The organism is Streptococcus sp. 17.1 (assembly GCF_016648655.1).
Taxonomy (GTDB): domain Bacteria; phylum Bacillota; class Bacilli; order Lactobacillales; family Streptococcaceae; genus Streptococcus; species Streptococcus salivarius_E.
Map to the genome: position 1 here is coordinate 82,182 of NZ_JACLQM010000008.1, position 26,594 is coordinate 108,775.

Below are 26,594 nucleotides of genomic sequence, written 5' to 3' on the forward strand. Positions count from 1 at the left end.
AGGTTTATTTATATAAGTGTTTTATTTCTATTGAATAATTCTATGAAAAAGTTTTAAAATAGTAAAAAATTTAATCTTTTGTTGACTTCAATAAATAGAATAGATAGAATATAAGAAGATAGTCCGCTGAATACCTGAGTAATGGTAGTTTAACTTAATATTTGCAATAAAAACTCAAACGCATTCGTTTATAAAGCGACAGTTATAGAGGAATATCATAATTTATAAAAATATATTAATAGGAAATCTGTATGAAGAAAATACTAGTAGGAGCAATATTCGTAACCTTATTCATAACCTTGGTATATTATACTTGGATATACTTCGTAGTGGGCTTTGTTGGGTATATTATTTTCTACTTAATAAAAAAGAGAAACAAAAACAAACAATCCTATCCTACTTCACTATTACCATCTAAAAAGAATAGTGAAGTAGAATCAAGTTCTACAGTTTCTGTCGATAATGATTCTCCTATATTTGATAGTCGTTATCAAAATATCATGTTACATAGACCTCAATGGTCTGATTTTATCGAAGGAGATTATTACGATGCTTTTGATGATTCTTACCATACTCCAGAAGGTTATAAATTAAGAGAGCTTTTATTGCTTGTATGGTGGGGGAAAACTCAAAAAGGTAGAATTTTAGATGTTCGAATTCCTAGATATTACTATGATAGATATCATTTAAACCCTAACGAAGTGACTAAAAGATTCTTTGCTGATGGTTTACTGGAATATAATGAAGAAACTAATTTAGTAAAACCAACACCATTTGGTAAGGAAGTACAACAGAAGTATTCTAAACTCTGGGAAATACATTCTCTGAAAGAGTATTATGCGAATTTAGATAAAGAATTTGCTAACTGGGATCTTAATAATTTTTTACTCTCTAGACATAAGCAGAAACTTGAATACTACAAAGCATCGGTGAAATTCTACGATGAAGTAGCTAGATTCCTAAGAAAAAACTACCCTAAAGAAGAACATGATATCTTATATTATCAAGATTCTAAATACGCTGATGAAGCTAATATTGCCCGACTCACCGAGTTAATTGCTACATTTGAATAATTAAGAAACTTCTTGCAAAGGCACTTAGATAAACTATGTGCTTTTTTAGTTGTTCCCGTCTAGTTCCTTTATTATATCCGATACTTTTTCTATGCTCAATGTTTCGTGTGGCTCAACTTGTTCACCATCTAAAACGTAGTCATGGATTTTACCGTTATTTCAGACTATCTGGGCAGTATCACCTTTAATAAAACCATTGTCCATAGATTCTTTGAATTCGTCATAAGTTAGCATTTTTTACCTCTTTATATATTCTATTTGTAAAGAGTTGGAAAATTCAATCTAACATTATTGTAAGATTTGCTAAGAATGGTCGTTTCTTCTAGCATTTCTGTTATAATAGTGGGAAATGAAAGAGGTAGAGTTATGCATAAGATTTTATTAGTAGAGGACGACGAGGTTATCCGTCAACAAGTCAAAAAAATGCTAGAACAGTGGGGTTACGAAGTTGTTCTTGTTGAAGATTTCATGGAAGTATTATCTATTTTTGTAAAAGTAGAGCCCCACTTGGTTCTTATGGATATTGGTTTACCTCTATTCAACGGTTATCATTGGTGTCAGGAAATTCGTAAGGTCTCCAAGGTGCCTATTATGTTCTTGTCTTCCAGAGATCAGGCCATGGATATTGTTATGGCAATCAATATGGGTGGGGACGACTTTGTGACTAAACCTTTTGACCAAAATGTTCTCTTGGCAAAAATTCAAGGACTGTTACGCCGTTCTTATGAGTTTGGTAAGGATCAGAGTCTCTTGGAATATATGGGTGTGATTCTGAACCTTAAGGCCATGGATTTGGTTTATCAGGGAGAGGTCATTTCTTTGACAAAGAATGAGTTTCAGATTTTACAAGTTCTCTTTGATCATGCTGGTAATATCGTTAGTCGGGAAGACCTGATGAAGGAGCTTTGGAATAGTGACTTCTTTATTGATGACAATACCCTGTCAGTTAATGTAGCTCGTTTACGTAAGAAGTTAGAGGCAGTGGGTTTGAAGGATTTTATTGAAACCAAGAAAGGTGTTGGCTACGGGTTGCGTCATGATGGGTAAGTGTCAATTTATCAAATACCATATTAGGTCTCGTCTGACTTTCTATCTTTTATTTGTCTTTAATGGAATCATATTGGTCTTGTTTGCCTTTTTATTTGAAGAGGCGGCAGATATTCTTTATTATGCCTTGACCATAATGACCTTTGTGACTATCATCATGGTTATTTGGGACTTGGTTAGGTCCTATCACTTTTATAACTTAGCCTATCTCTATGAGGAAATCACACCATCAAGTCCTTTAGAATTTTACCTGGCCCAAGCCTTGGAAAGTGCTAGGGAGAGCCAGATGTCTCAGACTGAGGAGGAGCGCAAGCGCTATACAGATTTGATGGACTACTATACGCTTTGGGTGCACCAAATCAAGACGCCAATAGCAGCTAGTCAATTATTGCTTCAGGATGTTACGGATAGTAAAACGAGGGCTCTCTTGGAGCAAGAGGTATTCAAGATTGATTCTTACACCAATTTGGTCTTGCAATATTTACGTTTAGAGAATTTTCATGATGATTTGCAGTTGAGGCAGGTTACATTAGAACCCTTGGTTAAAGAAGTTGTTAGAAAACATAGTCTTTTCTTTATTCAAAAAGGATTGACTATTAATCTACATGACTTGGATGTTAAGGTCGTTTCAGATGAAAAATGGCTCTTGGTTATCATAGAGCAGGTCTTGTCAAATAGTTTGAAGTACACAAAAAGTGGTGGCATTGACATTTACTTTAAAGATAATGGGCTTCATCTTAAAGATTCTGGGATTGGTATTAAAAATAGTGATATTCTACGGGTTTTTGAGCGTGGCTTTTCAGGTTACAATGGCCGACTGACCCAGCAATCCTCTGGGCTAGGACTGTATCTTTCTAAGAAAATTGCTGATCAGCTTGGACATGATATTAGTATTAGCTCCCAAGTAGGCCAAGGAACCACAGTCTCCATTCATTTTCAAAAGAAGAAGTTAGCCATTGATTGATAACTTACAAAAGTGTAAGAAATTAGACGACAAATGAAAGCAAGGGTTATGGTTTTGCCCCTGCTTTTTCTATAAAATGGTATCGAAGTTAAGTAAGAGATTCCTAAAATCTCTCCTAATTCTACTAATAAAGGAGCTTATTATGACATTACTAGATGTTCAACATGTTAAAAAAATTTATAAAACACGTTTCAAAGGAAATCAGGTTGAAGCCCTTAAAGATATCCATTTTACGGTTGAGAAGGGTGAGTATGTTGCTATTATGGGTGAGTCTGGTTCAGGAAAATCAACCCTGCTCAACATTCTTGCCATGCTTGATAAACCAACGTCAGGGCGTGTCTACCTTAATGGTATGGACACAGCAACTATTAAAAATAAGGATGCTTCCAGTTTCCGTCGTGAAAGATTAGGGTTTGTTTTCCAGGATTTCAATCTTTTAGATACCCTATCAGTTAAAGATAATATCCTGCTACCTTTGGTCCTTTCTCGACGCTCAGTTAAGCAAATGATGACACAAGTTGAAGCTATCAGTCGTCAACTGGGAATTCATTCCTTGCTAGAGAAGTACCCTTATGAAATTTCAGGTGGTCAAAAGCAAAGGGTTGCAGTTGCGCGTGCGATCATCACTAAACCAGAAATCCTCTTAGCAGATGAGCCAACAGGCGCCTTGGATTCAAAATCTTCAGCGGCACTCTTGGATGTCTTTGAAACTATTAATGCCAGCGGTCAGACCATTCTTATGGTAACTCACTCAACAGCGGCCGCCAGTCGTGCGCAGCGTGTTTTGTTTATTAAGGATGGTATTCTTTATAATCAAATCTTCAAAGGGGATAAGTCTGAACATCAAATGTTCCAAGAAATTTCCGATACACTAACTACAATGGCAAGTGAGGTGAACTAATATGTTTCGTCTAACCAATAGACTGGCTTTGTCCAATCTCATAAAAAATCGTAAGCTTTACTATCCGTATACATTGGCAACTATTCTGGTTATTGCCATTACCTATATTTTTACATCTTTAACGCTTAATTCGCATCTGGATGACTTACCTGGGGCAGATGCTATCAAGATGGTTTTGGGGTTGGGACTTGGGATTGTCGCCCTATCCTCTGGGATTATTGTTCTTTATGCCAACAGCTTTGTCATGAAAAATCGTTCAAAGGAGCTTGGTCTCTATAGTGTGCTAGGCTTAGAGAAACGTCACCTCTTTAGCATGATTTTAAAAGAAACGATGATTATGGGTTTTGTGACTTTGCTTCTAGGTATAGGTGTAGGGGCGCTATTCGATAAACTCATTTATGCTTTTCTTCAAAGGCTTATCGGTGAAAGTACTGGTTTGGTTTCGACCTTTCAAGTAATGACAATTCCTATTGTTCTTGTCATCTTTGCTTGTATTTTTAGTTTGTTGGTTTTGGTAAATGGTTTCCGATTACTACGGCTTAATCCTTTACAATTAACTAAAGATGGCCTTAAGGGTGAGAAAAAAGGACGCTTCCTAGTTATTCAAACCCTTTTAGGACTTGGGACTATGGGATATGGTTACTATCTTGCTCTTTCTGTTCAGAATCCAGTAACGGCTATTATCAGTTTTTTCCTAGCTGTTTTACTGGTCATTTTAGGGACTTATCTTCTCTTTAACGCTGGGACAACAGTAGTTCTACAACTCTTGAAAAAGAAGAAAAGCTACTATTACAAGCCTAATAATATGATTTCCATTTCCAACCTTGTCTTTCGAATGAAGAAAAACGCAGTTGGGCTTGCTACCATTGCTATCCTCTCAAGTATGGTTCTGGTGACGCTTGTAGGTGCTGCAAGTATCTATGCTGGAAAAAAAGACTATTTGGCCAGTGCTGCTCCACATGAGTACTCAGTTACCGGAACGAATGTAGATGTAACAAGTACACAAAAGGTTATGGATGATTTCTTATCACAGTCGGGAAATCAGGTAAATAGAAAAACGGAAGTAACTTACCTCTACTTTGGTATCAAAGAACAAGAAAAAAACAAGCTAACCATCTTTTCTGAGAATGAAAGAAAAGTTCTACCAAAGTCAGTTTTTCTTGTCTTCTCACAAGCAACTTATAAGCAATTAACAGGTAAAGACCTCAATCTGACTTCAAATCAAGTTGGCTTATTTACTAAAAATAAAATATTGAAAGATCAAAAGAGTGTCTCTATCAATGGTCAAAACTACCAGATTCAGGAAAGCCTTAATGACTTTATTAAAGGTAAAGTACCTAATATCTTTACAACCATAGTTTCTGATTATAGCTACCTTGTCGTTCCTGATATGGATAATTTTAAAGAAAGTATCAAAGGAACAGCAACCACTCAATCTACTTATGTTGGTGTTAACGTCAAAGACCCTACACATGAAGCCAAGAAAAATTCAGATTTGCTAGACAAACTCACGGATAAAGAAACGCAACAGTTAGCTGGACAAACTACTGGTGTCCCTGGGCCTAACCTCACTGCTAATAGCCGATATGATGTAGAAGGGATGCTAAATGGCTTTGTTGGCGGAACCTTATTTATCGGTATTTTCTTATCCATTATCTTTATGCTTGGCACAGTTCTCGTGATTTACTATAAACAGATTTCTGAAGGTTATGAGGATCGTGAGCGCTTTGTTATTCTTCAAAAGATTGGGTTGGACGATCAACAAGTCAAGAAAACCATTCGTAAACAAGTTCTTACTGTCTTTTTCCTCCCTCTGATTTTTGCCTTTACACACTTAGCCTTTGCTTACCATATGATCAGTTTGATTGTGCGTGTTATTGGGGTTCTCAATCCAAATCTTATGTTAGTGGTCACTATTATTGTTTGTGGCGTCTTCTTCCTAGCCTATGTCTTGGTTTTCGCCCTAACGTCGCGTTCTTATCGTAGAATCGTATCGATGTAACTAACATAGAGTCTAGTTCAAGCTAGGCTCTATTTCTTTTATGCTATAATAGATGAAAGAATTATAAATCATCGGAGAAAACACATGTCACAGACTATTGATGTCAAACGTTACGAGGAATTGGCACGTCAAAAGCAGGGGGAGCACCGTAAATTTCTAGCACAACTCAAGAAGAAAGCCCCTAAAAATTTAGATAAGATTGTTCAGCAGGTACACAATGAAGTTTTTCAGGAGATTGATTGTGTCCAGTGTGCCAATTGTTGTAAGACACTAGGCCCAGACTTCACAGAGCAGGACATTACTCGTATTGCCAAGCATTTTCGCATGAAGTTACCTGCTTTCGAGGAGATGTACTTGCAAGTAGATGAGGATGGCGATAAGGTCTTCAAGTCCATGCCTTGTCCATTTTTGGGGCCTGATAATCTCTGTGACATCTATGATGTCCGCCCCAAGGCCTGTGCAGCCTTTCCTCACACAGACCGTAAGAAAATCTATCAGATCAATCATCTGACTATTAAAAATACGCTTTTCTGTCCAGCAGCCTACCTTTTTGTGGAAAAACTCAAGGATAGGATTTAGAAAGGAACTGTTATGAGACGCTTTAATGCAGGTGTTATCACCCTACTTATCATTGCTGCCTATTTTATCGCGACAGCCTTTATTCCAGATTTGTATTTGGCCTTTAATTATAAGTTGATTTTGGCCTTGCTTTTTGTGCTTTTGAGTTGGCAATCTAAGGGGAAATTTCTCTTTTTCTTGGGAATGGCTTTTCTATCAACCTATATTCATGACCTCTTTAGATTGGACTATTCAGAATGGACCCTGTTTGTAGGGATTCTTATCTTGGGAATTGCGGTGGACCGTTTGAGCAAGCCAAGTTATAAAAAGAACTTCTCTTACAAGGTTTCTAAAGAACATGAGCGAGAGATTTTTGCTAAGACCTTATTTTCAGAGTCTGTTCAGGTGGTGACTTCACAAAACCTCGAAACTGTCTATGCCAATGCCGATTTTGGACGTTTGACTTTAGATTTGCGTCAGGCTCAGTTTATGACGGACCGACCTCAGATTGTGGTTCAGGCCAATTTTTCTCATGTTGTCATTCGAGTGCCTAAGGATTGGCAAGTGGATACACATGGGCTTCATACAAGCCTAGCAGGAGTGAAAGGCTACGATAGTCTGGGAGAGCGAGACTTGTCTAGCACTACAGTTTCTCTAACAGGCTCAGTATCCTTTGGACAGGTAACTGTCAAACATTGAAAAATGATGAAAGGGCGAAAGCTCTTTTTTTCTTGCAATTCCTTCTTATATAACATTGAATACGTTTACAAATAGTGCTATACTGATAGTGAAAATAATTGGAAAATTGCAATCATTTCTTTAGAAAGGAGTCTTCTTATGCAACGGTTTAATCTTCGGTCTTTCTTATTGCTTTTACTAGCAGCTTGTTTTATCGCTAGTGCCTTTATTCCAGATTTTTGGATCATGGTCAATTATAATCTGGTTTTCTTCGTGGCCTTCTTTTGTTTTGGTATCCTGAATAGGCGGCCTCTCCTCGTTTTTCTTGGTTTGGCCTTCTTATCACCCTATGTTCATGACTTGTTAAACCTTGATTTTGCACAGTGGAATCTCTTTAGCGGTATCTTTCTCATTGGTTTGGCCTTAGAGCTTTTTTATGGTCGTAGTCAAAAGAAGGGTCTCACTAAAGACTATAAGGTTAATAAGAATGACCAAGAGGGGCCTCATATTTCTGTTAAGACCTATATGGCTGAGGATAGGTATCGTATCTATTCTCAAGAAGTCGAAACGATTGATATGAATCTAGCTTTTGGTGAGCTTTGGTTGGATTTGAGTCAGGCCAAATTTGCGTCAGATCGGGTAGCTGTTCATCTTGATGCAAAGTTTGGTGAAGTTCATATCCGACTTCCTCACGGCTGTGTCATGGATACCACTGGAATTTCACATCCTCTGTCATCTGTGAAGGTGGATCGTTTCGAATCTGATTTCGAGCAAGTTGAAACGAGACTTCATCTGAGCGGAAGTCTCTTCTGTACGGAGTTGGAAGTGGAGTATTAAGGGAGTCCAATGATATCAGCTCTATTGTCAATTAGCATGGTTCCTATACAAAAGAAAGGAAATCACAGGTATGAGTGAAACGGTTATTCAAGTCACATCCCTTGGAAAAAGAATCAAGGGAAAGACCATTTTAGAGGATATTAGTTTTGAGATAAATCAGGGAGATTGTGTTGCCTTGATTGGACCTAATGGGGCGGGTAAGACTGTCTTGATGTCTTGTATTCTTGGAGATAAAAAGCCCAGCGGTGGTCAGGTCCTCATTGATGGTAAGGCAGGTAAGGCCAAAAATAAAATTGCGGTTCTCCTTCAGGAAAATACCATTCCAAATAGTTTAAAAGTGGAAGAGCTGATTGCCTTCTTCCAATCTATTTCTGATAATCCCTTGACCAATCAAGAGGTTCAGGAACTCCTGCAATTTAAGGAAGACCAGTACCAGCAGTTTGCGGACAAACTCTCAGGTGGTCAAAGACGTCTTCTGGCTTTTGTCCTTTGTTTGATTGATAAACCTAAAATCCTCTTTTTAGACGAACCGACAGCGGGTATGGATACCTCCACTCGTCAGCGTTTCTGGGAGATTGTTAATGATTTGAAAAAATCAGGTGTGACCATTCTCTATTCCTCTCACTATATTGAAGAAGTGGAACACACGGCTGACCGTATCTTAGTCCTCCATCAAGGGAAACTTATCAGAGATACTACGCCATACGCTATGCGACATGAAGAGAAAGAGAAACAAGTCACTCTTCCAAGTAGCTTTGTTAGCATTGTTCATGGACTGCCAGATATCTATGAAATCACTGAAAAGAGGGATGTCATCAGCTTCATGACCAAAGATATCGAAAAGGTATGGCAAAGTCTTGAAAATTCGGGCTGTGGAATTTCTGATATTGAAATTCAAAATAAAACACTCTTGGATAGCCTATTTGATTCAACAAGGGAGGACAAGGCATGAAAGCATTACTAAAAATTGAATGGATTAAAACGTGGCGAAGCTGGCCAGTCTTTATCATGGGAATCGGGATACCTGTCGGATTTTTCCTCCTTTTTTCTAGTATCTTCTCAGCACCTACTCCAGAAGCTCAAAAAGAGTTTTTGCTGTCTTATATGCTGACCATGACTGGCTTCTCCATGTCTAGTTTTGGTTTGTTTACCTTTCCCTATATGTTGCAAGAGGACCGAATTGAACACTGGTTGACCTATATCGAGCACTCAAAGGTTAGTATTGCAGCTTATTATCTTTCTAAAATCTTTCGTGTGCTTCTAAACTTTATGGTTGCCATTATTGTGACCTTTTGTGTAGGTGCCTTTTTCCGAGATGTAGAGATGCCATTCTTTAGATGGGTAGGGTCAGGTGCTCTCTTACTTTTGTCCGGTCTGCTCTTTCTAGCTTTTGGTTTACTTATCGCTCAGATTAAATCTCAACAATTCATGTCTCTTGTGGCAAATATTATTTACCTTGTCTTGCCTATAGTGAGTGGTTCATGGGTTCCTATTTCCATGTTCCCTAAGTGGGTTCAGAGCATCTCTGAGTGGACACCTGTCTATCATGTCAATGAATTGGTCGTTAATTTTGCTATCAATGGGAAATTTTCATGGAAATCACTCCTGTTTATTGTAGCTTATACTGCAGTAGCAACAGGGCTTGCACTCTTTATCAAGTCTCAAAGGGAAAGTGATCGAGGTTAAAGGAGAAATAATGGATATCTGGCAGAAAATGTATGAAAAGGCTCAAGCCTTGTATCAGCCACAGGAAGTCTCAGACTTTGTCTATGCTAGACACGTTGTGGCTGCCGTTGAGGCTGGAGATGGGCAAATTTTCACGGGCTTTTGTATGGAAGGAACGTGTGGTGTTTTCCGTCTATGTGCCGAAAGAGCTGCCCTTTTCAATATGTATCAAGAAACTGGTCAAACTAAGGTCAAGCGTATTATCGCCTTTCGTGACCAGCCACCTCATGGTGGACCATCTGGCATGCCTTGTGGGGCTTGTCGAGAATTTCTAATGGAACTCCATCCTGACAATCGTAACTTGGAGTTTATGGTTGACTACGACACACGTCAAACCATTACTTTGGGCGAATTATTGCCACTATGGTGGGGCGAAGAACGGACTCAACAGTTTGAAGAGAAGTTAGAAGATAAGTCTTAAGGTTTATAAAATCAATAATCCTCGCATCTTAAGTGTGAGGGTTTATTTTTTTTGAAATTAATTTCAGAAAATTCGAAATTTACCTTGGAATTCAAAATGAAAGTGCTATACTATTCTGTGAAAATAGAAAGAAGGTTTCATTATGGAGTCACTTGTATCTTTTAGTAAATGGCTCAGCAAATGGTTTACTGTAGCTGTTATCCTCTGGGCGGCCTTTAACTATGCCCTTCCCGCAACTAGTAGTTGGGTCATTCCCAATACGGCTTATCTGCTTGGTTTGATTCTCTTTGGTATGGGGCTTACCTTGACAACTGAAGATTTTAAACGTATTGCTAAGCGTCCAATTCCAGTTGTTCTCGGGACTGTAGCCCACTATGTCATCATGCCTGGTTTGGCTTGGTTGCTTTGTATGATTTTCCATCTGAAAGGTGCGACAGCAGCAGGGGTTATCCTTGTTGGCTCTTGTCCAAGTGGGACTTCATCGAGTGTCATGGCCTTCCTTTCAGGTGGGGATGTTGCCTTGGATGTCTCTATTGAAACCCTCTCAACTCTTTTGGCACCACTCATGATTCCAACCCTCTTGTCATTCTTGGCTGGTCAGTACGTGAGTGTCCCTGCCCAAAGCCTCTTCCTAAGTACCTTGCGTATCGTGGTTGTCCCTATTATCTTGGGTGTGCTCGTTCACTCAATCTTTGGTAAGAAAATCGATGCCATCATCAAGATTATGCCTTTGATTTCACAAGCTGCCATCCTCTTGATTGTTGGAGCAGTTGTTTCTGCCAACCATGCCAATATTTTCACAGCAGCGACAGCCCTTGTTATCCCAGTTGTTATGCTTCATAACCTTTGTGGTTATGCCCTTGGTTTTGGATTTTCAAAAATCCTTGGTTTGGAAGAACCACAACAAAAAGCCATTACTTTCGAAGTGGGGATGCAAGACTCAAGTCTTGGAGCAACCCTTGCCATGAAATATTTCGTGCCACAAGCTGCCATCCCATCAACTATCTTCAGTATTTGGCACAATATCTCAGGTTCCATCCTCTCATCATGGTGGAAGAACCATTCAAAAAATAGTCATTAAGATAAATGAAAAGCTGACCTTGGGTTGGCTTTTATTTTTTAATAAAGAATCTTTTTCGAGACTGTCCTTAGGTGATGATGGACGTCAGCGAACGTCAAGGAAGTTCCATACCTAAGCTTAGAGTATAAGGTCTCGATATTTCTGAACCTCTGAAGTTTTAGTTCTTAGGGGGGTATCATAGCGGAAAGTCTCAGTTAAACTCACTTTGTTCTCAAAAAGAATGTGATGTCATTATATGCAGGCCTTCTTAATTCATGGCATATTTAAAAACGTTTATTCACCACTTGAAGCTGACCTTGGGTCGGCTTTTTTACGTCACATGACAAATGTCATGTCATGTCATGACATCTGGTGCTAAAAAGAGAATGACCAAAAAGATATACTTTAGTCATAACTTAGAAATAATAAAAAACGAAAGAGGTCATCTCATGAAAATCAAAACATCTTACCTTATCTACGCTGTCATCGGAACTGTCTTTGCTGGACTTAGCATGTTTACTGACTTTTTTGAAAAAGGCAATTTTGAAGCTATCTTCTCAAATCTGGGCATGATTATTGGCTTGTCTATCTCAGCCTACATTCTCATCACTATGGCTAAAAGTTTTATCGACCTTGTCATTAAAGAATTGAAAAACTAGGAGGCCCAGTATGAAATTATTGAAAATACTAAGCATTATGCTCCTAGCAACAACTTGGACCATCCTCTTTGCTTATGTCCTACTTCATGGCAGCAGTGATATTCTCTATAGTATTATGGGCGTATCTGTTGCAGCTTGTTATGTTTTTCTAGCCTTCTACCAAAAGAAAGGAAATCACAAACATGAGTGAAACAATCCTTCAAGTCACAAATCTTGTCAAAAAGATTAAGGGAAAAACGATTTTAGACCATATTAGCTTTGAGGTAGGACAAGGCGACTGTCTTGCTTTAATTGGGCCAAATGGTGCTGGTAAAACGACCTTAATGTCCTGTATTCTTGGCGATAAGAAAGCCAGTAGCGGTCAAGTCTTTATCAAGGGTAAAAAGGGAAAAGCGCAAGATCAAATTGCGGTTCTCCTTCAAGAAAATACTATTCCTTCACAATTAAGAGTTAGGGAACTGATTGCTTTTTTCCAAGATATTTCTGAAAATGGGTTATCTAAAGAAGAAATTCAAGCACTCTTACAATTTAAAGATGACCAGTATCAGCAGTTTGCGGACAAACTCTCAGGAGGGCAAAAACGTCTTCTTGCTTTTGTTCTCTGTCTTATTGGTAAGCCTGACATTCTCTTTTTAGATGAACCGACAGCAGGGATGGACACTACGACACGCCAACGTTTCTGGGAAATCATCAATGATCTGAAAAAGTCAGGTGTGACCATCCTCTATTCGTCCCACTATATCGAAGAAGTCGAGCACACAGCTGACCGTATTTTGGTCCTTCATCAGGGGAAACTCATCAGGGATACTACGCCACACGCTATGCGTAGCGAAGAAAAGGAAAAACAAGTCACCTTATCAAGTCGCTTTGCGCCAAGTCTTGACAAACTGGCAGACATTTATGATGTGACTGAAAAACGTGATGTTGTAACCTTTATGACTAAAGATATTGAAAGTGTGTGGAGTAGTTTACAAGCTCAGGGCTGTCGCATTTCTGACATTGAAATTCAAAACAAGACACTTTTAGATAGCCTATTTGATAGCACAAGGGAGGACAAGTCATGAAAGCACTACTTAAAATCGAATGGATAAAAACATGGCGCAGTTGGCCAGTCTTTATCATGTCTATCGGAATGCCCGTCGGATTTTTCCTCTTGTATTCAGGTATGGAAATGAGTCCTGACCCAGAGTCACAAAAAGCCTTTATCTTGTCTTATATGTTGACCATGACTGGATTTTCCATGTCCAGCTTTGGCTTTTTTACCTTTCCCTACATGCTTAGAGAGGACCAAACGGAGCACTGGCTAACCTATATCGAACATTCAAAAATCAGTATTCAGGCCTATTACCTCTCTAAAATCTTCCGTGTTCTTATGAACTTTATGGTAGCTATCCTAGTGACTTTCTGTGTGGGAGCTTTTGCGCGTGATGTTGAGATGCCATTCTCACATTGGCTTGGTTCAGGTGCTCTGTTACTCTTGTCAAGCCTAGTCTTCCTATCCTTTGGCTTGCTCCTAGCTCAAATTAAGTCTCAACAAATCATGTCTATCGTCGGAAATATCGTCTTTCTTGGACTTGCTATTATCGGTGGTTCTTGGATGCCAGTAACCATGTTTCCAAAATGGGTTCAGCATATTTCAGAGTGGACACCCATCTATCATATCAATCAATTGGTGGTCAATTTTGCAAAAAAAGGGGAATTTTCATGGAAATCACTCATTTTTATCCTGGTCTATGCTACAATAGCTACAGGCTTAGCCCTTTTTATTAAATCTTACAGAGAAAGTGACCATGTTTAGAACTTACCAGAAAAATGATTTCGCTTATTTTGTTAGTCTGATTTTCCTTGTCTTTCCAGTATTGGGAGTCTTTGGTGGGTATTTTCCAGTTTGGACCATAGTTTTGACTGGACTGTTTACCATAGCTTATCTCCTGATGGTATATTTGAAAAAAGCTTATAGTAAGTGGATTCCCTTTCTGTGGTTTTACACTCTAGCTTACATTATCTTTATGACCCTGACCTTCCAGGGGGGGATGATGTGGTTTATTTTTTTCAACGTCAATCTTCTCGTTTGGCGCTTTGAGGATAGCATATCATCTTATCGCTTCTTATCCTTTCTAGCGACACTCTTGATTTTGACGTTATCATCCTTCCTATTGACAGACGATTTGGGTACCCACCTCATGTCTATGGCTATTCTCCTCTTTTCGTTGGGAATGTACTATTTTCAAAACCGTATACGTCAGGAGAGAAAGATGGAAGAAGCCAACCGTACCATCAATATCCTATCAGCTGAAAATGAACGTAATCGTATTGGTCGTGACTTGCACGATACCTTAGGGCATACCTTTGCCATGATGAGTCTTAAAACCGAGTTGGCTTTGAAACAGATGGACAAGGAGCAGTATGAAGCTGCTAGAAAGAATCTGGAAGAATTGAACCAGATTAGCCGAGACTCCATGTATGAGGTGCGTGAGATTGTCAATAAGCTCAAGTACCGAACGGTGGCCGAGGAGTTACTGGAACTTGAGCGGCTCTTTGACCTATCTGATATCGTCCTGACCGTGGATAGTAGCCTTGATTTAGACAGCCTGTCACCCGTTAGTCAGTCTACCTTGTCCATGGTGCTTCGTGAACTGGCTAATAATGTCATCAAACATAGCCAGGCCGATAGCTGTCAGATTCGTCTAAGACGTGATCATGGTATTGTCCTTGAGTTTGAGGATGATGGTTGTGGCTTTGAGGAAGTCACTGGACAAGAACTACACAGTATCAGAGAGCGCCTCAGTTTGGTAGATGGAGACTTGGAAATTCTGTCTCAATCGCATCCAACCATTATTCGTGTACATTTGAAAGAGGGAGGAAAAGCATGAAATTATTAGTTGCCGAAGACCAGTCAATGTTGAGGGATGCCCTCTGCCAGCTCCTCATGTTGGAAGACGATGTCGAAGAGGTCCATGCGGCCAGCGATGGTCAAGAAGCCATTGCTCTCTTGGAAAAAGAAGAGGTCGACGTAGCCATTTTAGACATTGAAATGCCAGCTAAGACAGGCCTTGATGTCCTAGAGTGGATCCGTGCCAACCAAAGAGAAACGAAGGTCGTTATTGTGACCACCTTCAAACGAAAAGGCTATTTTAAACGAGCCCTTGCAGCCCAGGTGGATGCCTACGTTCTCAAAGAGCGTTCCATCAGTGACCTCATGGCGACCATCCATACCGTCCTAGCAGGTCAAAAGGAGTACTCACCAGAGCTTGTCGAAGGTGTCGCCTTTGACAATAATCCACTCAGTCAACGTGAACAAGAAGTCTTGGCCATGGTTGCCAAAGGTTCAACCAACCAAGAAATCGCTGAAAGCCTCTTTCTTTCAAATGGAACTGTCCGAAATTACATGACAGCCATCCTGACTAAACTTGATGCAGGCAACCGAACAGAAGCCGTCCGCATTGCCAAAGAAAAAGACTGGTTGGGATGAGGAGAAATAGATAAGAATGAAGTCACCATATGGTGGCTTTTTTGTGGCTTATAATCTATCTAAACATTCACAAGCAAGAATGAGAGAAGTTGAAATGAGCCTCTACAGGAATATGTAGAGGCTTTGATGAATTATTGAATTGTGTCATTTTGTTTAGTGAATTAGACGGGTGGTTTTGATTTTTTCAAGTATCAAAACTATTTTCTCTTTTTCGAGAATAACACTTGGTTTCCTTTTTTAACTGCTTTATAATAGAGTAATACTGATACCTTCTGCTGTGATAAAGAAGGCAGATTTTAGGAGATGAGAAATTGGCTTTTTGTGTTTAGAGGACACGGTTTGTTGATTTTTTACTTTAGGAGATAGATATGGCGATGATTGAAGTGGAACATCTTCAGAAAAATTTTGTGAAGACTGTTAAGGAACCGGGCTTGAAGGGGGCTTTGCGTTCCTTTATTCATCCTGAAAAGCAGACCTTTGAAGCGGTCAAGGATTTAACTTTTGAAGTTCCAAAAGGGCAGATTTTAGGATTTATCGGGGCAAATGGTGCTGGGAAGTCAACCACCATCAAAATGCTGACAGGGATTTTAAAACCGACATCGGGTTTTTGTCGGATTAACGGCAAGATTCCACAGGACAATCGCCAAGATTATGTCAAGGATATTGGAGTCGTTTTCGGACAACGCACCCAGCTATGGTGGGATTTGGCACTGCAAGAGACCTACACGGTCTTGAAGGAGATTTACGATGTGCCAGACTCGCTTTTCCATAAGCGCATGGACTTTTTGAATGAAGTTTTGGATTTGAAGGAATTTATCAAAGATCCTGTGCGGACTCTTTCACTAGGTCAACGGATGCGGGCGGATATTGCGGCTTCCTTGCTTCACAATCCCAAAGTTCTCTTTTTAGATGAGCCGACTATTGGTTTGGATGTGTCGGTCAAGGATAACATTCGTCGGGCCATTACTCAGATTAATCAGGAGGAAGAGACAACTATTCTCTTGACCACTCACGACTTGAGCGACATTGAGCAACTCTGTGATCGGATTTTTATGATTGACAAGGGGCAGGAGATTTTTGATGGGACGGTGAGTCAGCTCAAGGAGACCTTTGGCAAGATGAAGACTCTCTCCTTTGACCTGACGCCAGGTCAAAATCATCTAGTCTCTCATTATGAGGGCTTGCCTGATATGTCCATTGATAGACAAGGAAATACTCTCAATATTGAATTCGATAGTTCCCGCTACCAGTCGGCCGATATTATCAAGCAAACCTTATCTGATTTTGAAGTCCGTGATTTGAAGATGGTAGATACAGATATTGAAGATATTATCCGTCGCTTCTATCGAAAGGAGCTCTAAGATGGTCAAATTGTGGAGACGTTATAAACCCTTTATCAATGCAGGGATTCAGGAGTTGATTACCTATCGAGTCAACTTTATTCTCTATCGGATTGGTGATGTCATGGGGGCTTTTGTGGCCTTTTATCTCTGGAAGGCTGTCTTTGACTCCTCCCAGGAGCCTTTGATTCAGGGCTTCAGTATGGCAGATATCACCTTCTACATCATCATGAGTTTTGTGACCAATCTCTTGACCAGGTCTGACAGCTCCTTTATGATTGGGGAGGAGGTCAAGGATGGCTCCATTATCATGCGCTTGCTGAGACCAGTGCATTTTGCGGCCTCTTACCTTTTCACCGAACTTGGCTCCAAGTGGTTGATTTTTATCTCTGTTGGACTGCCATTTTTAAGTGTCATTATTTTGATGAAAATCCTGTCTGGGCAAGGGATTGTAGAAGTGCTGGGATTAACTGTTCTATATCTTTTTAGCTTAACGCTCGCCTATCTAATTAACTTTTTCTTTAACATCTGCTTTGGATTTTCAGCATTTGTCTTTAAAAATCTTTGGGGTTCCAATCTACTCAAGACTTCCATAGTGGCCTTTATGTCTGGAAGTTTGATTCCCTTGGCTTTCTTTCCAAAGGTGGTTTCAGCTATTCTCTCCTTCTTGCCTTTTTCATCCTTGATTTACACTCCGGTTATGATCATTGTTGGGAAATACGATGCCAGTCAGATTCTTCAAGCGCTTTTGCTCCAGTTCTTCTGGCTTATAGTGATGGTGGGCTTGTCTCAGTTGATTTGGAAACGAGTCCAGTCATTTATCACTATTCAGGGAGGTTAGTATGAAAAAATATCAACGCATGCATCTGATTTTTATCAGACAATACATCAAGCAAATCATGGAATACAAGGTTGATTTTGTAGTAGGTGTCTTGGGAGTCTTTCTGACTCAAGGTCTGAACCTCTTGTTTCTCAATGTTATCTTTCAACATATCCCATCCTTAGAAGGTTGGACTTTTCAAGAGATTGCCTTTATCTATGGATTTTCCTTGATTCCCAAGGGATTGGACCATCTCTTTTTTGACAATCTCTGGGCCTTAGGTCAACGACTAGTTCGAAAAGGGGAGTTTGACAAGTATCTGACTCGTCCTATCAATCCTCTCTTTCACATCCTCGTTGAGACCTTTCAGATTGATGCCTTGGGTGAACTTTTGGTCGGTGGCATTCTATTAGGAACAACAGTAACTAGCATCGCTTGGACTCTTCCAAAATTCCTGCTTTTCCTAGTTTGTATTCCATTTGCTACCTTGATTTACACTTCTTTAAAAATCGCAACAGCCAGCATCGCTTTTTGGACCAAGCAGTCAGGTGCCATGATTTACATTTTCTATATGTTTAATGACTTTGCCAAGTACCCGATTTCCATTTACAATTCGCTCCTTCGTTGGTTGATCAGTTTTATCGTGCCATTTGCCTTTACGGCTTACTATCCTGCTAGTTATTTCTTGCAGGGTAAGAATGGGCTCTCTAATATCGGTGGTTTGATTCTGATTTCCCTTGTCTTCTTTTTCATTTCCCTCAAACTCTGGGATAGGGGCTTGGATGCCTACGAAAGTGCTGGCTCGTAAGGGGGAAAGTAAGACTAAAATCAAGAAAGGAACTTATGATGTTTACAATTGAAGAAGTCAAGGATGAAGATCAAAAAATGGCAGTTGTTGATGAGGTTTTAAAGGATTTGCCAGAATGGTTTGGAATACCTGAAAGCACGCAAGCCTACATCGAAGGAGCCAAAGATTTGCAAGTTTGGGCAGCCTATCAGGAGAGTGATTTGACTGGATTTGTAAGCTTGTCCTATTCTAGTGAAGAGTGTGCAGAGATTGATTGTCTCGGCGTAAAAAAAGCTCATCAAGGTAGAGGAATTGGGAGTCAATTGCTTGCTACTTTAGAAAGTGAAGCACGCAAACAAGTAGACTACCTACAGGTAAAAACAGTAGCAGAAGGCTCTAATAAAGATTATGATCGAACAAATGTCTTTTATCGAAGTGTTGGTTTTAAAAAATTAGAGATTTTTCCTCAACTATGGGATCCCCAGAATCCTTGCCAGATTTTGATAAAGAAAATCGTTTAAAACTTCCTGACAAAAAATTGAGAGTGCCATACTATAAAAGTGTTAGCCAATTTAGCTCAGTTGGTAGAGCAAGGCACTCGTAAAGTCTAGGTTATAGGTAGATAAACGACTGAGGATTTGAAAAAATAGATATGTAGAAGATAACCGTTAAGTCTTATTATTAGCGGTTTTTTATATTGTTTAATAGCGCTGATATTTCATTAATGATGTTTGACTTTGTGATGTTGCTAGTGCTTTAAGTTGATTGCTACTATTTTTGATGGTGTGAATGTTCTGATAATGTACCCCAGCTAACTACGAAAGTTTTGACTCTATGTTTTTAACGCTTGTTAAAAAATAAATTAATGTAGGTTAATTTTTCTTGACTTAAATTTTTTAAATGATATACTATTTTTCTGGAGAGCTAACAATTATATATAAATGTACTACTCTATTTCCTAGATAATACTTATACTCGATGAAAATCAAAGAGCAAACTAGAAAACTATCCGCAGGTTGCTCAAAGCACTGCTTTGAGGTTGTAGATAGAACTGACGAAGTCAGTAACCATACATACGCTAAGACGACGTTGACGCGGTTTGAAGCGATCTTCGAAGAGTATTAGTAAAACTTTTTATAACAAATGCTAGCAAAGTTAAAGTTTACTATCTATTGGAAGTTAAATAAATATGTAAGGAATTAAAATGAAAAAAAGTACAGTATTGTCATTAACCACAGCTGCAGTTATTTTAGCAGCATATGTCCCTAATGAGGTAATCCTAGCAGATACACCTAGTTCTGAAGATTCTTTAAAAATATCTGATAAAGAAACAGTAATAGGTAAACAAAACGAAAACAAAGAAAAACTTGAAGATATTCATAATCTTATAGAAACTTCAAAGGATACTGAAGAAAAGAAAACAACAATTATTGAGGAAAAAGAATTTGTTAGTAAAAATCCTGTGATAGACAATAACACTAGCAATGAAGAAGCAAAAATCAAAGAAGAAAATTCCAATATTGAGGAAAAAGAAGTTGTTAGTAAAAATCCTGTGATAGACAATAACACTAGCAATGAAGAAGCAAAAATCAAAGAAGAAAATTCCAATCAATCCCAAGGAGATAAAGCGGACTCGTCTGCAAGTAAAGACCCAGAAAGTCCCAAAAAAGAGGATAAACTTGTCTATATTGCTGAATTTAAAGATAAAGAATCTGGAGAAAAAGCAATCAAGGAACTATCAAATCTTAAGAATACAAAAGTTTTATATACTTATGATAGAATTTTTAACGGTAGCGCTATTGAAACAACCAAAGATACTCTGGACATAATTAAACTAATAGAAGGTATTTCATCGGTTGAAAGGTCACAAAAAGTCCAACCTATGATGAATCATGCTAGAAAAGAAATTGGAGTTGAAGAGGCAATCGATTACCTAAAATCTATCAATGCACCATTTGGGAAAAACTTTGATGGTAGAGGTATGGTCATTTCAAATATCGATACGGGAACGGATTATAGGCATAAGGCCATGAGGATTGATGATGATGCTAAAGACTCAATGAGATTTAAAAAAGAAGACTTAAAAGGTACTGATAAAAATTTCTGGTTGAGTGATAAAATCCCTCATGCTTTCAATTATTATAATGGTGGTAAAATTACTGTAGAAAAAGCTGATGATGGAAGCGATTATTTTGATCCACATGGGATGCATATTGCAGGGATTCTTGCGGGAAATGATACTGAAAAAGATATTAAAAACTTTAACGGAATAGATGGAATTGCTCCTAATGCACAGATTTTCTCTTATAAAATGTACTCTGACGCAGGATCTGGCTTCGCAGGAGATGAAACAATGTTTCATGCTATTGAAGATTCGATCAAACACAATGTCGATGTTGTTTCGATATCATCTGGCTTTACAGGAACAGGTCTTGTAGGTGAGAAATATTGGCAAGCTATTAGAGCATTAAGAAAAGCAGGCATTCCAATGGTTGTAGCTACGGGTAACTATGCGACTTCTGCTTCAAGTTCTTCATGGGATTTAGTGGCAAATAATAATCTGAAAATGACCGACACTGGAAATGTAACACGAACTGCAGCACATGAAGATGCGATAGCAGTCGCATCTGCTAAAAATCAAACAGTTGAGTTTGATAAAGTTAACATAGGTGGAGAAAGTTTTAAATACAGAAATATAGGTGCCTTTTTCGATAAGAATAAAATCATAACAAATGAAGATGGATCAAAAGCTTCTAGTAAATTAAAATTTGTATATATAGGCAAGGGGCAAGACAAAGATTTGATAGGATTGGATCTTAGAGGCAAAATTGCAGTAATGGATAGAATTTATACAAAGGAGTTAAAAAATGCTTTTAAACGTGCAACGGATAAGGGTGCACGTGGCATTATGGTTGTAAATACTGTAAATTACTACAATAGAGATAATTGGACAGAGCTTCCAGCTATGGGATATGAGGAGGATGAAGGAACTACTAGTCAAGTTTTTTCAATTTCAGGAGATGATGGTGTAAAGTTATGGAACATGATTAACCCTGATAAAAAAACTGAGGTTAAAAGGAATAATAAAGAAGATTTTAAAGATAAATTGGAGCAATACTATCCAATTGATATGGCAAGCTATAATTCTAATAAACCGAATGTAGGTGACGAAAAAGAGATTGACTTTAAGTTTGCACCTGACACAGACAAAGAACTGTATAAAGAAGAGATCATCGTTCCAGCAGGGTCCACATCTTGGGGACCAAGAATAGATTTACTTTTAAAACCAGATGTTTCAGCACCCGGTAAAAATATTAAATCCACTCTCAATGTCATTAATGGGAAATCAACTTATGGTTATATGTCAGGGACTAGTATGGCAACTCCAATCGTGGCAGCTTCTACTGTTTTGATTAGACCAAAATTAAAGGAAATGCTTGAAAGACCTGTGTTGAAAAATCTTAAGGGAGATGACAAAATAGATCTTACAAGTCTTACAAAAATAGCCCTACAAAATACTGCACGCCCTATGATGGATGCAACTTCTTGGAAAGAAAAAAGTCAATACTTTGCATCACCTAGACAACAGGGAGCAGGGCTAATTAATGTTGCCAATGCTTTGAGAAATGAAGTCGTAGCTACTTTTAAAAACACGGATTCTAAAGGTTTGGTAAACTCTTATGGTTCTATTTCTCTTAAAGAAATAAAAGGAGATAAAAAATATTTTACAATTAAGCTTCACAATACATCAAACAGACCTTTAACCTTTAAAGTTTCAGCATCTGCTATAACTACAGATGCTCTAACTGACAGACTCAAACTGGATGAAACATACAAAGATGAAAAATCTCCAGATGGTAAGCAAATTGTTCCAGAAATCCACCCAGAAAAAATCAAAGGAGCAAATATTACATTTGAGCATGACACTTTCACTATAGGTCCAAATTCTAGCTTTGATTTAAATGCGGTTATAAATGTTGGGGAGGTTAAAAACAAAAATAAATTTGTAGAATCATTTATTCATTTTGAGTCAGTGGAAGAAATGGAAGCTCTGAACTCCAACGGGAAGAAAATAAACTTCCAACCTTCTTTATCGATGCCTCTAATGGGATTTGCTGGGAATTGGAACCACGAACCAATCCTTGATAAATGGGCCTGGGAAGAAGGTTCAAAATCAAAAACAATGGAAGGTTATGATGATGATGGCAAACCGAAAATTCCAGGAACCTTAAATAAGGGGATTGGTGGAGAAGGTATAGATAAATTTAATCCAGCAGGAGTTATACAAAATAGAAAAGATAAAAATACAACATCCCTAGATCAAAATCCAGAATTGTTTGCTTTCAATAACGAAGGGATCAACGCACCATCATCAAGTGGTTCTAATATTGCTAAAATTTATCCTTTAGATTCAAATGGAAATCCTCAAGATGCTCAACTTGGGAGAGGATTAACACCTTCTCCACTTGTATTAAGAAGTGCAGAAGAAGGATTGATTTCAATAGTAAATACAAATAAAGAGGGAGAAAATCAAAGAGACTTAAAAGTCATTTCGAGAGAACACTTTATTAGAGGAATTTTAAACTCTAAGAGAAATGATGCAAAGGGAATCAAATCTTCTAAGCTAAAAGTTTGGAGCGACTTGAAATGGGATGGACTCATCTATAACCCTAGAGGTAGAGAAGAAAATGCACCAGAAAGCAAGGATACCAAAGATCCTGCTACTAAGATAAGAGGACAATTTGAACCGATTGCAGAAGGTCAATATTTCTATAAATTTAAATATAGATTAACTAAAGATTACCCATGGCAGGTTTCCTATATTCCTGTAAAAATTGATAATACAGCCCCTAAGATTGTTTCGGTTGATTTTTCAAATCCTGAAAAAATTAAGTTGATTACAAAGGATACTTATCACAAGGTAAAAGATCAATACAAGAATGAAACCTTATTTGCGAGAGATCAAAAAGAACATCCTGAAAAATTTGACGAGATTGCAAACGAAGTTTGGTATGCAGGCGCCGCTCTGGTTAATGAAGATGGAGAGGTTGAGAAAAATCTTGAAGTAACTTATGCAGGTGAGGGTCAAGGAAGAAATAGGAAACTAGACAAAGACGGAAATACTATTTATGAAATTAATGGTGCAGGAGATTTAAGAGGAAAAATCATTGAAGTCATTGCATTAGATGGATCTAGCAATTTCACAAAGATTCATAGAATTAAATTTGCTGATCATGCTGATGAAAAGGGGATGATTTCCTATTATCTAGTAGATCCTGATCAAGATTCATCTAAATACCAAAAGCTTGGCGAGATTTCCGAATCTAAATTTAAAAATTTAGAAAATAGAAAAGAGGATAGTCTTAAAAAAGATACAACTGAGGAAGAAAATCATCAAGAAAATGAAGAGTCTATCGAAGAAAAATCAAGCTTGACTATTCATAAAACTATTTCAACAATTAGAGATTTTGAAAGTAAAGACTTAAAGAAACTCATTAAAAAGAAATTTAGAGAAGTTGATGACTTTACAAGTGAAACTGGTAAGAGAACAGAGGAATACGATTATAAATACGATGATAAGGGAAATATCATTGCTTATGACGATGGTAGTGCCTTACAATATGAAACTGAAAAACTTGACGAAATCAAATCAAAAATTTATGGTGTTCTAAGCCCGTCTAAAGATGGACACTTTGAAATTCTTGGAAAGATAAGTAATGTTTCTAAAAATGCCAAGGTATATTACGGCAATAACTATAGATCTGTAGAAATCAAAACGACTAAGTATGATTCCCACTCAAAAACGATGACATTTGATTTATACGCTAATATTAATGATATTGTGGATGGATTAGCTTTTGCAGGAGATATGAGATTCTTTGTTAAAGATGATGATCAGATAAAAGCTGAAACTAAAATTAGAATGCCTGAAAAAAATAAGGAAACTAAAACAGAATATCCCTATACATCAAGTTATGGGAATGTAATAGAATTAGGAGAAGGTGATCTTTCAAAGAACAAACCAAACAATTTAACGGAAATGGAATCTGGTAAAATCTATTCTGATTCAGAAAAACAACAATATCTGTTAAAGGATAACATCATTCTAAGAAAAGGCTATGCACTAAAAGTGACTACCTATAATCCTGGAAAAACGGATATGTTAGAAGGAAATGGAGTTTATAGCCAAGAAGATATAGCAAGAATACAAAAGGCCAATCCTAATCTAAGAGTCCTATCAGAAAAAATAATTTATGCTGATAGTAGAAATGTTGAAGATGGAAGAAGTACTCAATCAGTATTAATGTCGGCTTTGGATGGCTTTAACATTGTAAAATATCAAGTGTTTACCTTTAAAATGAATGATAAAGGGGAGGCAATCGATAAAGATGGAAATCTTGTAACAGATTCTTCTAAACTGGTATTATTTGGTAAAGATGATAAAGAGTATCATGGGGAGGATGAGTCCAACGTAGAAGCTATAAAAGAAGATGGCTCTATGTTATTTATTGATGCAAAACCAGTAAATCTTTCAATGGACAAGAACTACTTTAATCCATCTAAATCTAATAAAATTTATGTACGAAATCCAGAATTTTATTTAAGAGGTAAGATTTCTGATAAGGGTGGTTTTAACTGGGAGTTGAGAGTTAATGAATCGGTTGTAGATAATTATTTAATCTACGGAGATTTACACATTGATAACACTAGAGATTTTAATATTAAGCTTAATGTTAAAGACGGTGACATCATGGACTGGGGAATGAAAGACTATAAAGCAAACGGATTCCCAGATAAGGTAACAGATATGGATGGAAATGTTTATCTTCAAACTGGCTATAGCGATTTGAATGCGAAAGCGGTTGGAGTACACTATCAATTTTTATATGATAATGTTAAACCAGAAGTAAACATTGATCCTAAGGGAAATACTAGTATTGAATATGCTGACGGAAAATCTGTAGTCTTTAATATCAATGATAAAAGAAATAATGGATTCGATGGTGAGATTCAAGACAAACATATTTATGTAAATGGAAAAGAATATAAATCATTTGATGATATTAAACAACTAACAGATAAGACACTAAACATTAAGATTGTTGTAAAAGATTTTGCAAGAAATACAACCGTAAAAGAATTCATTTTAAACAAAGATACGGGAGAGGTAAGCGAACTAAAACCTCATACGGTAACTGTGACCATTCAAAATGGAAAAGAAATGAGTTCAACGATAGTGTCGGAAGAAGATTTCATTTTACCTGTCTATAAGGGTGAATTAGAAAAAGGATATCAATTTGATGGCTGGGAAATTTCTGGTGTCGAAGGGAAAAAAGATGCTGGCTATGTTATTAATGTATCAAAAGATACTCTTATAAAACCTGTATTCAAGAAAATAGAGGAGAAAAAGGAGGAGGAAAATAAACCTACTTTTGATGTATCGAAAAAGAAAGATAACGTGCAAGAAAATCATAGTCACTTAGATGAAAATTACAAAAAGGAGGATTTACAAAGAGAAAATCATTCACACAAATCTGATTCAACTAAGGATGTCACAGCTAAAGTTCCTGATGAAAATGATAAAAACTTTGAAAATAAGAAGGAAGTTTATCTTAATGAACCAGAGAACATAGATAATAAACATACCAATATTGATAGTAAATCAACTACTAACAATGATAGGTTGCCAAAAACCGGAACAGTTAGCGAAGTCTTCATGTCATTAGTTGCCGGAATAATGTTTACCTTAGGTGCGTTTCTTGGATTAAAGAAAAAAGATCAAGATTAAGACAAAGCTATAGAAAAATGGTTTGTGTACTGAGATAGTGTGATGATGAAACAGTTTTGTGAAAATAGCCATTTATAACTCAATTATTTAGTTTACTTTACTATTGATACTCTTTTTGGATTTATTAATGTACTTAGTTTCGACAACTAATGAATTGATTGAAAGGGTTAGTATTGACAATATTGGTCATATTAATTAGAAAATAGAGTCTATCAAAATTTAAAGGCTAATAGAGGTGATGAGATAATTTCAAGGAATTAAGTAGCGTTTGGTTGCTTAATTCCTTTTTATTATGTGACTATTAGTCCGTTTCGCTCCTAAGGTGCGAAACAAATAAACCACCCGCTATTGATATGCCCCCTGTCAAGTAGACAGGTTAAATATGGCTCTTTTCTACCATTTGTCAAGTCTATCAAGGCTTTAAGTAAAAAAAGAGATAAGACAGTAACTATTCTGAGGTT

23 protein-coding genes and 1 pseudogene are annotated in these 26,594 nt (G+C 37.6%); 23 read left to right on the forward strand and 1 reads right to left on the reverse strand.

Features of this window, described 5'->3' with window-relative positions; translation table 11 throughout:
* Positions 1 to 251: 251 nt before the first annotated feature.
* Complete coding sequence (locus H7T99_RS06450) at positions 252 to 1,073, forward strand: hypothetical protein (RefSeq protein ID WP_051677050.1); 822 nt, start codon at positions 252 to 254, stop codon at positions 1,071 to 1,073.
* A 45-nt stretch (positions 1,074 to 1,118) separates the two neighbouring features.
* Here H7T99_RS06450 and H7T99_RS10600 read toward each other — a convergent pair.
* A pseudogene (locus H7T99_RS10600) lies at positions 1,119 to 1,307 on the reverse strand (hypothetical protein).
* 132 nt (positions 1,308 to 1,439) lie between these two features.
* Between H7T99_RS10600 and H7T99_RS06455 the strand changes: the two are divergent.
* From H7T99_RS06455 to H7T99_RS06560, 22 genes are all read left to right on the forward strand, one after another.
* Positions 1,440 to 2,120 carry a response regulator transcription factor gene (locus tag H7T99_RS06455; RefSeq protein WP_037602169.1) on the forward strand — a complete coding sequence of 227 codons (681 nt, stop codon included), beginning with the start codon at positions 1,440 to 1,442 and terminating at the stop codon, positions 2,118 to 2,120.
* Entirely contained in the window at positions 2,110 to 3,084 is a 975-nt protein-coding gene (locus H7T99_RS06460; RefSeq protein WP_201035965.1) for a sensor histidine kinase, read from the forward strand. The genes H7T99_RS06455 and H7T99_RS06460 overlap by 11 nt, the downstream gene beginning before the upstream one ends.
* A gap of 142 nt (positions 3,085 to 3,226) precedes the next feature.
* Entirely contained in the window at positions 3,227 to 3,985 is a 759-nt protein-coding gene (locus tag H7T99_RS06465; RefSeq protein ID WP_037602164.1) for an ABC transporter ATP-binding protein, read from the forward strand.
* A 1-nt stretch (position 3,986) separates the two neighbouring features.
* Positions 3,987 to 5,987, forward strand: coding sequence for an ABC transporter permease (locus tag H7T99_RS06470; protein ID WP_037602162.1), 2,001 nt, complete (start codon positions 3,987 to 3,989; stop codon positions 5,985 to 5,987).
* A gap of 84 nt (positions 5,988 to 6,071) precedes the next feature.
* Positions 6,072 to 6,566 carry a YkgJ family cysteine cluster protein gene (locus H7T99_RS06475; RefSeq protein WP_004182309.1) on the forward strand — a complete coding sequence of 165 codons (495 nt, stop codon included), beginning with the start codon at positions 6,072 to 6,074 and terminating at the stop codon, positions 6,564 to 6,566.
* 12 nt (positions 6,567 to 6,578) lie between these two features.
* Entirely contained in the window at positions 6,579 to 7,244 is a 666-nt protein-coding gene (locus tag H7T99_RS06480) for a hypothetical protein (protein ID WP_037602160.1), read from the forward strand.
* Between the two features lie 138 nt (positions 7,245 to 7,382).
* Positions 7,383 to 8,060, forward strand: coding sequence for a hypothetical protein (locus H7T99_RS06485; RefSeq protein ID WP_037602158.1), 678 nt, complete (start codon positions 7,383 to 7,385; stop codon positions 8,058 to 8,060).
* 70 nt (positions 8,061 to 8,130) lie between these two features.
* Positions 8,131 to 9,012 (forward strand): ABC transporter ATP-binding protein, encoded by an 882-nt coding sequence (locus H7T99_RS06490; RefSeq protein ID WP_037602156.1) that lies wholly within the window; start codon positions 8,131 to 8,133, stop codon positions 9,010 to 9,012.
* Positions 9,009 to 9,746: an ABC transporter permease gene (locus H7T99_RS06495; RefSeq protein ID WP_004182313.1), complete on the forward strand. Its 738-nt coding sequence runs from the start codon at positions 9,009 to 9,011 to the stop codon at positions 9,744 to 9,746. The genes H7T99_RS06490 and H7T99_RS06495 overlap by 4 nt, the downstream gene beginning before the upstream one ends.
* A 10-nt stretch (positions 9,747 to 9,756) precedes the next feature.
* Positions 9,757 to 10,206, forward strand: coding sequence for a cytidine deaminase family protein (locus H7T99_RS06500; RefSeq protein ID WP_037602154.1), 450 nt, complete (start codon positions 9,757 to 9,759; stop codon positions 10,204 to 10,206).
* A gap of 142 nt (positions 10,207 to 10,348) precedes the next feature.
* Positions 10,349 to 11,287: a bile acid:sodium symporter family protein gene (locus H7T99_RS06505; protein WP_037602152.1), complete on the forward strand. Its 939-nt coding sequence runs from the start codon at positions 10,349 to 10,351 to the stop codon at positions 11,285 to 11,287.
* Between the two features lie 428 nt (positions 11,288 to 11,715).
* Positions 11,716 to 11,925: a hypothetical protein gene (locus H7T99_RS06510; RefSeq protein WP_037602150.1), complete on the forward strand. Its 210-nt coding sequence runs from the start codon at positions 11,716 to 11,718 to the stop codon at positions 11,923 to 11,925.
* Between the two features lie 10 nt (positions 11,926 to 11,935).
* Positions 11,936 to 12,115 (forward strand): hypothetical protein, encoded by a 180-nt coding sequence (locus H7T99_RS06515; protein WP_037600935.1) that lies wholly within the window; start codon positions 11,936 to 11,938, stop codon positions 12,113 to 12,115.
* Positions 12,108 to 12,989 carry an ABC transporter ATP-binding protein gene (locus H7T99_RS06520; RefSeq protein WP_002891228.1) on the forward strand — a complete coding sequence of 294 codons (882 nt, stop codon included), beginning with the start codon at positions 12,108 to 12,110 and terminating at the stop codon, positions 12,987 to 12,989. The genes H7T99_RS06515 and H7T99_RS06520 overlap by 8 nt, the downstream gene beginning before the upstream one ends.
* Positions 12,986 to 13,723, forward strand: coding sequence for an ABC transporter permease (locus H7T99_RS06525; protein ID WP_037602148.1), 738 nt, complete (start codon positions 12,986 to 12,988; stop codon positions 13,721 to 13,723). Before H7T99_RS06520 ends, H7T99_RS06525 begins: the two co-directional genes overlap by 4 nt.
* A complete protein-coding gene (locus H7T99_RS06530; protein ID WP_037602147.1) occupies positions 13,716 to 14,798 on the forward strand; it encodes a sensor histidine kinase in 1,083 nt (360 codons plus the stop codon). Before H7T99_RS06525 ends, H7T99_RS06530 begins: the two co-directional genes overlap by 8 nt.
* Positions 14,795 to 15,397 (forward strand): response regulator transcription factor, encoded by a 603-nt coding sequence (locus tag H7T99_RS06535; protein WP_037602144.1) that lies wholly within the window; start codon positions 14,795 to 14,797, stop codon positions 15,395 to 15,397. The genes H7T99_RS06530 and H7T99_RS06535 overlap by 4 nt, the downstream gene beginning before the upstream one ends.
* A gap of 368 nt (positions 15,398 to 15,765) precedes the next feature.
* Positions 15,766 to 16,758, forward strand: a complete 993-nt coding sequence (locus tag H7T99_RS06540; protein WP_037602142.1) for an ATP-binding cassette domain-containing protein — start codon at positions 15,766 to 15,768, stop codon at positions 16,756 to 16,758.
* Between the two features lies 1 nt (position 16,759).
* A complete protein-coding gene (locus tag H7T99_RS06545; protein WP_037602140.1) occupies positions 16,760 to 17,578 on the forward strand; it encodes an ABC transporter permease in 819 nt (272 codons plus the stop codon).
* A gap of 1 nt (position 17,579) precedes the next feature.
* Positions 17,580 to 18,365: an ABC transporter permease gene (locus H7T99_RS06550; protein ID WP_037602138.1), complete on the forward strand. Its 786-nt coding sequence runs from the start codon at positions 17,580 to 17,582 to the stop codon at positions 18,363 to 18,365.
* 38 nt (positions 18,366 to 18,403) lie between these two features.
* Positions 18,404 to 18,865, forward strand: a complete 462-nt coding sequence (locus H7T99_RS06555; protein WP_037602136.1) for a GNAT family N-acetyltransferase — start codon at positions 18,404 to 18,406, stop codon at positions 18,863 to 18,865.
* Between the two features lie 683 nt (positions 18,866 to 19,548).
* Positions 19,549 to 26,133: a S8 family peptidase gene (locus tag H7T99_RS06560; RefSeq protein WP_037602135.1), complete on the forward strand. Its 6,585-nt coding sequence runs from the start codon at positions 19,549 to 19,551 to the stop codon at positions 26,131 to 26,133.
* Positions 26,134 to 26,594 lie beyond the last annotated feature (461 nt).

Bases quoted from the DNA above. Each gene is read 5' to 3' on its own strand.
- H7T99_RS06450 (WP_051677050.1), top strand. From the start codon at position 252: ATGAAGAAAATACTAGTAGGAGCAATATTCGTAACCTTATTCATAACC.
- H7T99_RS06455 (WP_037602169.1), top strand. From the start codon at position 1,440: ATGCATAAGATTTTATTAGTAGAGGACGACGAGGTTATCCGTCAACAA.
- H7T99_RS06460 (WP_201035965.1), top strand. From the start codon at position 2,110: ATGATGGGTAAGTGTCAATTTATCAAATACCATATTAGGTCTCGTCTG.
- H7T99_RS06465 (WP_037602164.1), top strand. From the start codon at position 3,227: ATGACATTACTAGATGTTCAACATGTTAAAAAAATTTATAAAACACGT.
- H7T99_RS06470 (WP_037602162.1), top strand. From the start codon at position 3,987: ATGTTTCGTCTAACCAATAGACTGGCTTTGTCCAATCTCATAAAAAAT.
- H7T99_RS06475 (WP_004182309.1), top strand. From the start codon at position 6,072: ATGTCACAGACTATTGATGTCAAACGTTACGAGGAATTGGCACGTCAA.
- H7T99_RS06480 (WP_037602160.1), top strand. From the start codon at position 6,579: ATGAGACGCTTTAATGCAGGTGTTATCACCCTACTTATCATTGCTGCC.
- H7T99_RS06485 (WP_037602158.1), top strand. From the start codon at position 7,383: ATGCAACGGTTTAATCTTCGGTCTTTCTTATTGCTTTTACTAGCAGCT.
- H7T99_RS06490 (WP_037602156.1), top strand. From the start codon at position 8,131: ATGAGTGAAACGGTTATTCAAGTCACATCCCTTGGAAAAAGAATCAAG.
- H7T99_RS06495 (WP_004182313.1), top strand. From the start codon at position 9,009: ATGAAAGCATTACTAAAAATTGAATGGATTAAAACGTGGCGAAGCTGG.
- H7T99_RS06500 (WP_037602154.1), top strand. From the start codon at position 9,757: ATGGATATCTGGCAGAAAATGTATGAAAAGGCTCAAGCCTTGTATCAG.
- H7T99_RS06505 (WP_037602152.1), top strand. From the start codon at position 10,349: ATGGAGTCACTTGTATCTTTTAGTAAATGGCTCAGCAAATGGTTTACT.
- H7T99_RS06510 (WP_037602150.1), top strand. From the start codon at position 11,716: ATGAAAATCAAAACATCTTACCTTATCTACGCTGTCATCGGAACTGTC.
- H7T99_RS06515 (WP_037600935.1), top strand. From the start codon at position 11,936: ATGAAATTATTGAAAATACTAAGCATTATGCTCCTAGCAACAACTTGG.
- H7T99_RS06520 (WP_002891228.1), top strand. From the start codon at position 12,108: ATGAGTGAAACAATCCTTCAAGTCACAAATCTTGTCAAAAAGATTAAG.
- H7T99_RS06525 (WP_037602148.1), top strand. From the start codon at position 12,986: ATGAAAGCACTACTTAAAATCGAATGGATAAAAACATGGCGCAGTTGG.
- H7T99_RS06530 (WP_037602147.1), top strand. From the start codon at position 13,716: ATGTTTAGAACTTACCAGAAAAATGATTTCGCTTATTTTGTTAGTCTG.
- H7T99_RS06535 (WP_037602144.1), top strand. From the start codon at position 14,795: ATGAAATTATTAGTTGCCGAAGACCAGTCAATGTTGAGGGATGCCCTC.
- H7T99_RS06540 (WP_037602142.1), top strand. From the start codon at position 15,766: ATGGCGATGATTGAAGTGGAACATCTTCAGAAAAATTTTGTGAAGACT.
- H7T99_RS06545 (WP_037602140.1), top strand. From the start codon at position 16,760: ATGGTCAAATTGTGGAGACGTTATAAACCCTTTATCAATGCAGGGATT.
- H7T99_RS06550 (WP_037602138.1), top strand. From the start codon at position 17,580: ATGAAAAAATATCAACGCATGCATCTGATTTTTATCAGACAATACATC.
- H7T99_RS06555 (WP_037602136.1), top strand. From the start codon at position 18,404: ATGTTTACAATTGAAGAAGTCAAGGATGAAGATCAAAAAATGGCAGTT.
- H7T99_RS06560 (WP_037602135.1), top strand. From the start codon at position 19,549: ATGAAAAAAAGTACAGTATTGTCATTAACCACAGCTGCAGTTATTTTA.